Consider the following 9,128-nt stretch of genomic DNA (forward strand, 5'->3'; position numbering starts at 1 on the left):
TAATAAATAACCTATACTTCTCTTTCTAATTTCCGCAAACCATTTTTCATGTGAAAAGTTATTTACACTTGATGTTGTAGCCGCCGTTAAAAAATGAATCCCTTTATTTTTACAATTTTGAACTATTAGTTCCATTTTATTTTTCGCCTCATAATCATTAGATAATACAGTTAACATTTGATCAATATCATCAATTGCAATGATTATTTTCTTATATGGAAACTCCACTGTTATGTTTGGATCTATAGAAGGTACTACTGCTTCTCTATTATTTATTAGCTCTAACAATTCATCTAACATTTCTTTTAATTGCATATCATCTGTAACTTTCTTCTTCACATGGGGTAAATCTCCAAGAGCTAATATGCCAGTAGGTCTTTCACCAAGGTCTACTAAGTATAGCTCAACCTTTTCTGGAGAGTATTGGTATGTAGTAGTGAAAAGAAGTGTTTGTAATAATGATGTTTTCCCACCTTCTATTCTTCCACCGATAAATATATGATTCATTTCGTCCAATGAAAAATTTTGCAAACGGATATCGTCTGTTTCAACTCCTGCAGAAATTTGAGTTGGTTCTAATTGCTCAACTAAATCTTCTACAAATATTTCTTTAGGAACCATTGGAATCTCTTTTGCTTTTTCACCATTCCATTCACTGCCCATTTTTTGAATAATCGTTTTTAATTGCTGTGAGTATTCTAATTCACTTTCACCTATAAACGGCAGTGCTGCTTGGAACAATTCAGGTGGTTGTCCTTTCATTAACCCACGGCCAGTAGGAACTTCAATTAACGGGAAATTCGGTCTACCAACTAAACTAGGATATTCAGCTCTATCTTGCAATTCAAATGTAATTGCCATCGGTATATTATTACGAACACGATCAAACATATCAATTGTTTGATTAAGCGAGAAATAGAAGTACACGCCATATGTGCTTGATTCGCGTAATAACATTTCTAATACTTCATTCTCTTTTTCGAATTCATTTTTAAATCTTATATAACCATCTACCATTACAACGATAGCAGGAATTCTCTTTCCAACCATTCGATTATACATAGAGAATGACTTTGCACCGATATTAGAAAAACTCTCTTTTCTATACGTGATTTCCTTCTTTAAAAATCCGAATAGACGTTTCATTTTTTCATTTTCGTCCTCTTGTACAACCCCGCCTACATGAGGTAAATCTCTAAAATCTAAGAACATACGACCAAAATCAATAATATAAAAATTCACTTCTTCTGGTGTATGAGATACTGCTAGAGACATAATAATCGTTTGTAACATCGTTGTTTTTCCTGTTCCTGGCATACCATAAATATTTAAGTGTCCTTCTTGTAAATCTAACTTCAGCGGAAATTGCGCTTGATTTGCAACATCATCAATTAATCCGACAGTTACTTGTAAATATTCTTTCGGTTTATTCCACTCACCAATTGTCCAATCTTCCATAGCATAAAATTCTTTTAACAATAATTTTTCTGGTAATGGATCCAGCCAAGGTCCTGGTAATGCTTTAATATTTTCTTTTTCTGATACGCTCTGTACATATTGAATAAAAGCTTGTAGTTGTTTTGGACTATTTGTCATTGGCTTTGGACGCTTTTTCACTTTTATTCTTTCACCCGATAGCTTAACTTCTGTAAAATCAACTATATCAAGTACTTTCTCTTCATCTGGATTATAAGGTGCTCCGCTCCATGCTGATTGGAATAATTCCAATACTTCATTGCTACCAACTTGGAGATACCCTCGTCCTGGTACATTGATTTTTGATGCATCTGGAATCTTTAACATTTCACGACTATCCGCATCATCTTGTACACGTAAACAAATTCGAAAACGCGAGTTACTCCAAATCTTGTCATTTACAACCCCTGAAGGTTTTTGAGTTGCTAATAATAAGTGAACTCCTAACGTCCTTCCTATTGCAGCGACACTAATTAGCTCGTCCATAAATTCTGGTTGTTCCTTTTTCATTTGAGCAAACTCATCAATAACAATAAATAAATGTGGTAAAGGTTCTTTTTCGCGCCAGCTTGTTTCATAATATTCATCTAAATGCTGGACATTTCCAGCCTGAATGAATAATTTTTGTCTACGCTCTAATTCTGCCTTTAATGAAATTCTGGCACGCTCAATTAAGTTTGGATCTTCTAAGTTCGTAATAGATGCAATAATATGCGGTAATCCCGCAAATGTGTTTGACATTCCACCACCTTTATAGTCGATAAGCATAAATGCCATCTCATGAGGATGATAGGTTGCCGCTAACGCAGCTATTATAGACTGAATTACTTCACTTTTTCCTGATCCAGTTGTACCAGCCATTAGACCGTGCGGACCATGCCCTTTTTTCTCTATTTTATCGTGAATATTTAGAAAAACAGGTTTACTTCCTTCTCTTACACCAATTGGAACCGGCAATGAAGTCGGGTATCGATTTTCTTTCCATCTCTCTAGCACTTGTAATTCTTCCATGTTTTTAGCTTGAAACAAGTCTAAAAATGTTAATACTTTCGGAATGTTGGCTGCTGTAGAGCTTTTCATCCGAATTGGAGCAATGCTTCGCGCTCCTAGTTCACATCGTTCGAATGAAAGTCGATCTACTTTAAAACTAGCACGCGTTGTCCCACTATTTTCAGCTGAACTTGAAAACGTTTCGACTAACTCACCATTTTCTCCATTTAAACTTATAACAAGATCACATTCCATCGGTAGCCGTTCCTTTTGTTCCGCAAAAATAAATGTAGAAGCTCCTACACTTTCACCTTCTCTAAGTAACATTGGAGTTAAAGGGTCATCTTCTAAAAATTCTCTCGCTGATAAGAAAAAGACATACATCGGAATTAAAGGAACTTTTGCATCCGCTTGTGCAGAAGAATTATAGATTCTACGCATGTTTAGTGGGGTAAATAGTACTTCAGCTAGTTTCTGTGCATCTTGTTGATTTTCAGATAAAAAGCGCATACTTCTCTGTTCATCCCATACGTGAGGAAGCCACCTCATCCAATCCCACTGCTTTTTCTCCTTCTCATGATAAAATGCTGCTATTTTCACTTCATTTGGTGCATGATGCGTCATAATTTGCGTCGTTACAATTCGAATAAAGTTTAGTCTATCTTCTTTATTTCCAACTACACCAATTACATCGTTTTTTTTCAAAGAAATGGAGATGTGTCCATTTGGTATCGTATTGAAATCCCTTTTCACATTTTGCGCTTCCGTAACTAATGGATTTTCTTCATAACCTTTCTGTTCAGGCACCTTCAATTCTACAAGAAACGGTCTTTCTCCTGTACCAATACGAATATCTAAAAAGTCTGGACTTTCAGGTGTACGCTCCCATAAATTACTTTCCCGATTTTCAATTCTTTGTACACTTTTTAATGGGCTTGGATTTTGTGTAATTAAATATTTTGCTTGTTCAACCTTTAACGTATCTAATTCCACTCGATGCTTTTGAATTTGCTCTAAATATCTTGTTTGTAATTGTTCAACCATTTGACGATGTTCTTTCTTTTTACGGAAATGTCCCATCGTTGTAAATAGATATGACCCCAACATCGGAATACTTGAAACCATCATTAATGGCATATAACTTGCATTCATCTTCATAAATTTCATCATTACAAAATATAATACCAATGTTAAAACCGTCATCATTGCAGGCAGTAACATTGTTTCAATTGAAAACTTCGGCTCCTCCGGTATATTCGGTGGATCATGAATAATAACATCCCCTGTCGGTATATCTACTTTCACACGCGGAGAGCGTTGAAAATACGGTGATTTTTGCACAAAACATTTCTCCTTCCCCATCCAAAAACTATTACTCAATGATTTTCCATACATAATCTTCTTCACTAGAAGATATATCTTGTTTAACAGGTTCATTATAAACTTTTTCTGCTGGCATCATTTCAAAAGAAGGGATAATTGCTCCTTTTTTATGTAGCATTACATATTGTCCATCCCATACATCATTATCGCGCAACGTTTCATCATTCCGAATAGCATGCCACTCTTCTTTATCTTTTGCCACTCTAATTTCATAGATCCCGCTTAATGCTTCATCTATTTTTTCATGATGTAAAATCGATTCAATAATTTGCACCACTTTTACGTCATTTGGAATTGCAATATCTATTTCTTCATTTGACTGTTTTATGTATGTAACAATAATCTCTTCCACATTTATTCACCTTTTTTCCATCATGTTTGTTACCAAGAAATATCTAAAAATGAAATATCATCGCTTGTCGGAGAGTTCTGTGCCCTCTCAATTTCTTTTAACACTTCCTCAAAGTTATACTGCTTAAACGGCACAAGTCCGTCTGAGTGAATAACTATCCGATTAGCTTCTTGCCTAGATAATGTCTTTGAAAAAACCTCTAATTCCCCACCAATAATGCCCCGCTGCGTAGACCACCTTTTCTCTATATTTCTCTCAAACTTCATTACATTCAAACAATTCTCTTTATCTCGAAACAATTGTACAAATGAATCGCCATGTGTAACTATCGTTATTTGTACTTTATCTTCATTTGGAATCAGCTCTATTTTCCCACCGATAAACATCGCTTCACTACCTTGTTTTCGCTTTTCTTCTAATACATCGCGAAGTAACCACGGTGTTTCTTCTGGCAATCGAAATGCATTCACTTCCTCTGAAGCTTCTTCTATCCAATTTTTTAACTGTTCATTTAATAATGTAGCAATATCCAGTCCACTTTCTTGACATGTTTCAAACAAGTTTACTAACTTCATACCAAGAAATTTCGCAGCAATTTCACCATGAAAAGACAGCCCTACACCATCACATAACGCAAATATGAAACTAGTTCCATTATCTAGAAATACTAGAAAGTCTTGTCCACTCTCGTTTAAATCCTGCGTTTCTTTTGCTCTTACATAGCTATATCGATAAGTAAAATGTTTCGTTTCCTTTTCTTGCAATACCGTTTCTTTCTCTTGAGATAGAATATATTTCATCATACTTCTCTCTCCTATCGAACCGGCGTTGCAGCAGACATTTGAAATCCAAGTGATACTAAGTCCGCATTTGTCCCAGGAAACATCATCACCGCACCATCTGCAATATGAAATCCATGTTCCGTCATCATCTCACGATAGCTTTGAGGGATAGGCGATGAAAGTCTTTGCAACTTTGCACCATATTCATCTGTAATCTCTGTATTTGGCATAATGCCTTCCCACTTCTTTATATTAGTAATTTGTTCTTGCATGATTTCATCTGAGATAAAAATATTTTCAATTAGTACATTTCCATCAGGTACAGACATATTCATAATTCTTCGCACAATTAATTCTGGATCTTCACCAGTTGAAGCACCATCTGTCATATGACAAACAACAGGCGCTGGTCCGTCTTGTAAATTTGATAATTCCTTTTGTAATAACTTCTCTACTACAGAGAAAGCTTTTGCTGTATCAGTTAAACGATGCGTTTGGATTTTTTCTAGTGGGCGCAGTCTTGCTACCTCGTCTATTGTTTTCACACCACCCAATAAATCAAAAACATGATCGCTATAGGCTAAAATAGATAACTTATATCTTGGAAGCAAGCGACTACCTTTTGTTGAACGAAATACCATTTGGCGAATCGCTAAAGAAAGAGCATCCGTTACAATATCAATTCTTCTTTTTTCTTCTCCGCCTGCATCCATCATTTGGTTCATTGATGCGCTTACATCTAGAAGATAAATTATATAAGCTGGTGTTTGTTGTGTTGCTTGAGTTTGATATAACATGTTCCATACCCTTCCATACTTTATTATATGAACTTTTTTTATATTCATATTTCATTATAACTTATGAATTTTCTTTTTCTCAATTCATTATAAAATGTTCTTAATATAATTTACATATTTTCACACAAAAAATATTATTATTGTCTTTCATTTTTATTGAAATGCAAAGCACCCTTCTATACTATAGAAGGGTGCTAATGTTATGGTATAAGACGCGTACAATCTCTCGGAAAAGCACTCGCTTCTCTCACATTCGATAATTCTAAAAGTTTATATACAATTCTCTCTAAGCCAATTCCAAAACCACCGTGTGGGGGACAACCGTATCGAAATGTATTTAAATACGATTGAAATTTATCGGGATGTAATCCTTTTCCTTTAAAAGAATCTAGTAACATTTCATAATTATGAATTCGCTGTGCTCCTGATGTTATTTCTAACCCTTTATATAATAAGTCAAACGAGTCAGTAATAGAAGAATTCTCGTTATTCGGCATTGTATACATCGGTCTCGCTTCTTTCGGATAATGTGTAATGAAAACAAATTCACTCTTATATGTTTCCTTCACATATTTCCCTAGTAATTTCTCACCTTCTGTATCTAAATCTCCAATCGGTGATTCTTTATGAAACTTACTTTTTAAGATCTCTTGTGCTTCTAACAATGTAATTTTCGGTATTTTTGTAATGACAGGTACTTCTATTTGTAATAGTTGTAGTTCTTTCTCACAGTTTTTGGCTACTTGTTGAAACATATATCGTAAAACATCCGTTTCTAATTGCATCACTTCATGAAAATCATTTATAAACCCAAGCTCTACGTCTAACGATATATATTCATTTAAATGACGGGAAGAATTGTGATGTTCCGCCCTATAAACCGGTGCAATTTCAAAAACACGTTCGAGTCCCCCAGCTACCATCATTTGTTTATAAAACTGAGGTGATTGTGCTAAATAAGCTTCTTTTTGGAAGTATGGAAGCTTAAAAACATTCGCTCCTCCTTCTGCCCCTTGTGAAACAATTTTCGGAGTAAATACACGTGTGAAATCGTTCTCTATAAGAAATTCACTAAAGCTCTGAACAAGCGTAGATTTCACTTTAAATATCGCCGTGGTTCGCTCATGCCTTAATGATAATACTCTCTCATTAAGAAGTTGATCTAAACCAACTTGTAACTTCTTTTTATTTATTTCAAACGGAAGTGGTTCTGCACCATTTAATATTTTCACTTCGTGAGCAAGCACTTCAACCCCTAATTCTGTTTTTGACGTCTCAACTATTTCACCAATTACGTGGACAACACTTTCTACATCGACTTTGAATCCAGCTAACTCGTTTTCTAATACACATTGAATGACTCCTGTTCTGTCCCGTAATAATAAAAAACTAACATTACCTAGATGACGAATCTTTTTTACCCATCCTTGAAGTAATACAACCTTTCCACTTTGCTCCGTACATTCTTTTGTGAGTGAACGCTTCATTATAAAATGCATTACATTTCCCTCCAGTAATTTTATATTTATTTACATTATTGTTGTCATCGTCATCATCCACGGTCACTCACCTCCCTTCAAAGAATACAAAAATCCGCCCCTATAAATAGGGACGGATTTTTCCGCGGTACCACCCAAATTGTCATAATGACCATCTTAGCCCTGATAACGGTAGGTACCGTTTGCTTTTACTAATTATCACGTTCAAAGCAACACTCACAGGTGTCTTTCCATCATGCGGTATCACAATCTTCTCAGCAACCGATTGCTCTCTGTAGACCTTTGCATCATGTACTTTTCCTGATCATCACTTTTTATATTTACAGAGTATTCTATCTCTTCAATTTATAAAATGCAAGCATTTTTAAATAAATTTTGATTTTTCACATCCACTTTTGGACAATTTCCTCTAAAGCCATTCCACGTGAACCTTTCAATAATACGACATCCTTTTTCGTTATAACTCTCAATACTTCCTCTGCTATCTCGGCTTTATTATCAAATGACTGTACTTTTCCTGTATGATAGTTCTTTCTTGCTTCTTCCGCTACAAATTCGGCTAATTCTCCATACGTAAATACACATTGAATGCTCTCTTCATTTAACATTTTACCAATCTCTCTATGATATGTTTCAGCTTTCTTCCCTAACTCTAACATATCCCCAATCACTATAATTTTTTTCTTATAGGCATTTAACTTCTGTAACGTTTCAATTGCAGCCTTCATGGAGGAAGGACTGGCATTCCATGCATCGTTAATAATTGTAAAACCTCTTTTAGCGATTAAACACTGAAAGCGCATTTGTGTAATATTTATTTGTTGCAATGCTTCTTGTATTTTTTCTGTAGGGACTTTGTAAAATTGACCTACAGCGATTCCGACAATCGTATTAAAAATATTATGTTTTCCATGTAAGGGAACATCGTACTGTATTTTTGTATTATTTAATTTAAAATGAACACCATATTCATCTAATTGTACGTTCGTTGGAAACAAATCATTTGTATACTTTCCACCAAATGACTTACTTTCTATACCTAGCATATTAATATTTTGAGAAAGTAATGGCTCGTCGCCATTATACAGGAACAGTCCATCGTCATTTAATCCGTCTACAATTTCAAATTTAGCCTTCGCGATCTCTTCTCTTGATCCAAGCGTCTCTAGATGTGACTGTCCAATCATTGTAATAATCGCTACATCTGGCTGTGCAATTCGTGATAAATTTCGAATTTGTCCTTTTTCACTCATTCCCATTTCAAGTATTAAGAACTCAGTATTTCGTTTCATTTCTAAAATTGTTAACGGTAAACCGATTTGACTATTAAAATTACCTTTTGTTTTATGCACTCTATAAGTTGACCTTAAAATGCCTTCTATTATATCTTTTACTGTAGTTTTGCCATTACTACCTGTAATTCCGATTACTTTTACATTTATCTCTCTTCGATAAAATTGTGCCAATTGTTGCAAAGCAAACAAAGTTTCATCTACAAATATAATTGGAACCCCTTTTGGCGGAGTACCGTAAGACTTTTTCCATAAGGAAGCGACAGCTCCATTATCCATTGCCTCTTTCACATAATCATGTCCATCTTTGACCCTAATGATTGGAACGAATAGATTTCCTTCTTTAATGTTTTTGGAGTCTATGCAGACACCATGTATTTCTAAATGATGAAACGATTCGTGTAATCCTTCTCCATTTATTACCTCTTCAAGTTTTTTCAAATTCATTTGAATCAGATTATCACCTTTTTCCATTTTATTACATATTTTCAGTTTTATTTACGCATATTAATAAAAATTTTATAGTGAGGTGTTTATATGAAAAAAGCAATTAGTTT

Annotated in this window: 6 protein-coding genes and 1 other annotated feature; all 6 genes read right to left on the reverse strand. The window is 34.6% G+C overall.

What is annotated here, in order from left to right; all coding sequences use genetic code 11:
• On the reverse strand, nt 1-3,807 hold a 3,807-nt coding region (gene essC, locus KI369_RS13805; RefSeq protein WP_212956325.1), incomplete at its 3' end, for a type VII secretion protein EssC.
• 31 nt (nt 3,808-3,838) lie between these two features.
• Nucleotides 3,839-4,201, reverse strand: a complete 363-nt coding sequence (locus tag KI369_RS13810) for an EsaB/YukD family protein (RefSeq protein ID WP_212956326.1) — start codon at nt 4,199-4,201, stop codon at nt 3,839-3,841.
• Nucleotides 4,202-4,230: 29 nt separating this feature from the next.
• The gene (locus KI369_RS13815; RefSeq protein WP_212956327.1) at nt 4,231-5,004 is read right to left on the reverse strand and encodes a PP2C family serine/threonine-protein phosphatase; all 774 of its coding nucleotides are present in this window, start codon (nt 5,002-5,004) and stop codon (nt 4,231-4,233) included.
• A gap of 11 nt (nt 5,005-5,015) precedes the next feature.
• Complete coding sequence (locus KI369_RS13820; RefSeq protein ID WP_212956328.1) at nt 5,016-5,780, reverse strand: vWA domain-containing protein; 765 nt, start codon at nt 5,778-5,780, stop codon at nt 5,016-5,018.
• Nucleotides 5,781-5,980: 200 nt separating this feature from the next.
• Complete coding sequence (aspS, locus tag KI369_RS13825; RefSeq protein WP_212956329.1) at nt 5,981-7,279, reverse strand: aspartate--tRNA(Asn) ligase; 1,299 nt, start codon at nt 7,277-7,279, stop codon at nt 5,981-5,983.
• Nucleotides 7,280-7,384: 105 nt separating this feature from the next.
• Nucleotides 7,385-7,596, reverse strand: a binding site (T-box leader).
• Nucleotides 7,597-7,662: 66 nt separating this feature from the next.
• Nucleotides 7,663-9,045 carry a UDP-N-acetylmuramoyl-tripeptide--D-alanyl-D-alanine ligase gene (locus KI369_RS13830; RefSeq protein ID WP_212956330.1) on the reverse strand — a complete coding sequence of 461 codons (1,383 nt, stop codon included), beginning with the start codon at nt 9,043-9,045 and terminating at the stop codon, nt 7,663-7,665.
• Between the last annotated feature and the right edge of the window lie 83 nt (nt 9,046-9,128).

The organism is Bacillus sanguinis (assembly GCF_018332475.1).
In the GTDB taxonomy this organism is placed as follows: Bacteria; Bacillota; Bacilli; order Bacillales; family Bacillaceae_G; genus Bacillus_A; species Bacillus_A sanguinis.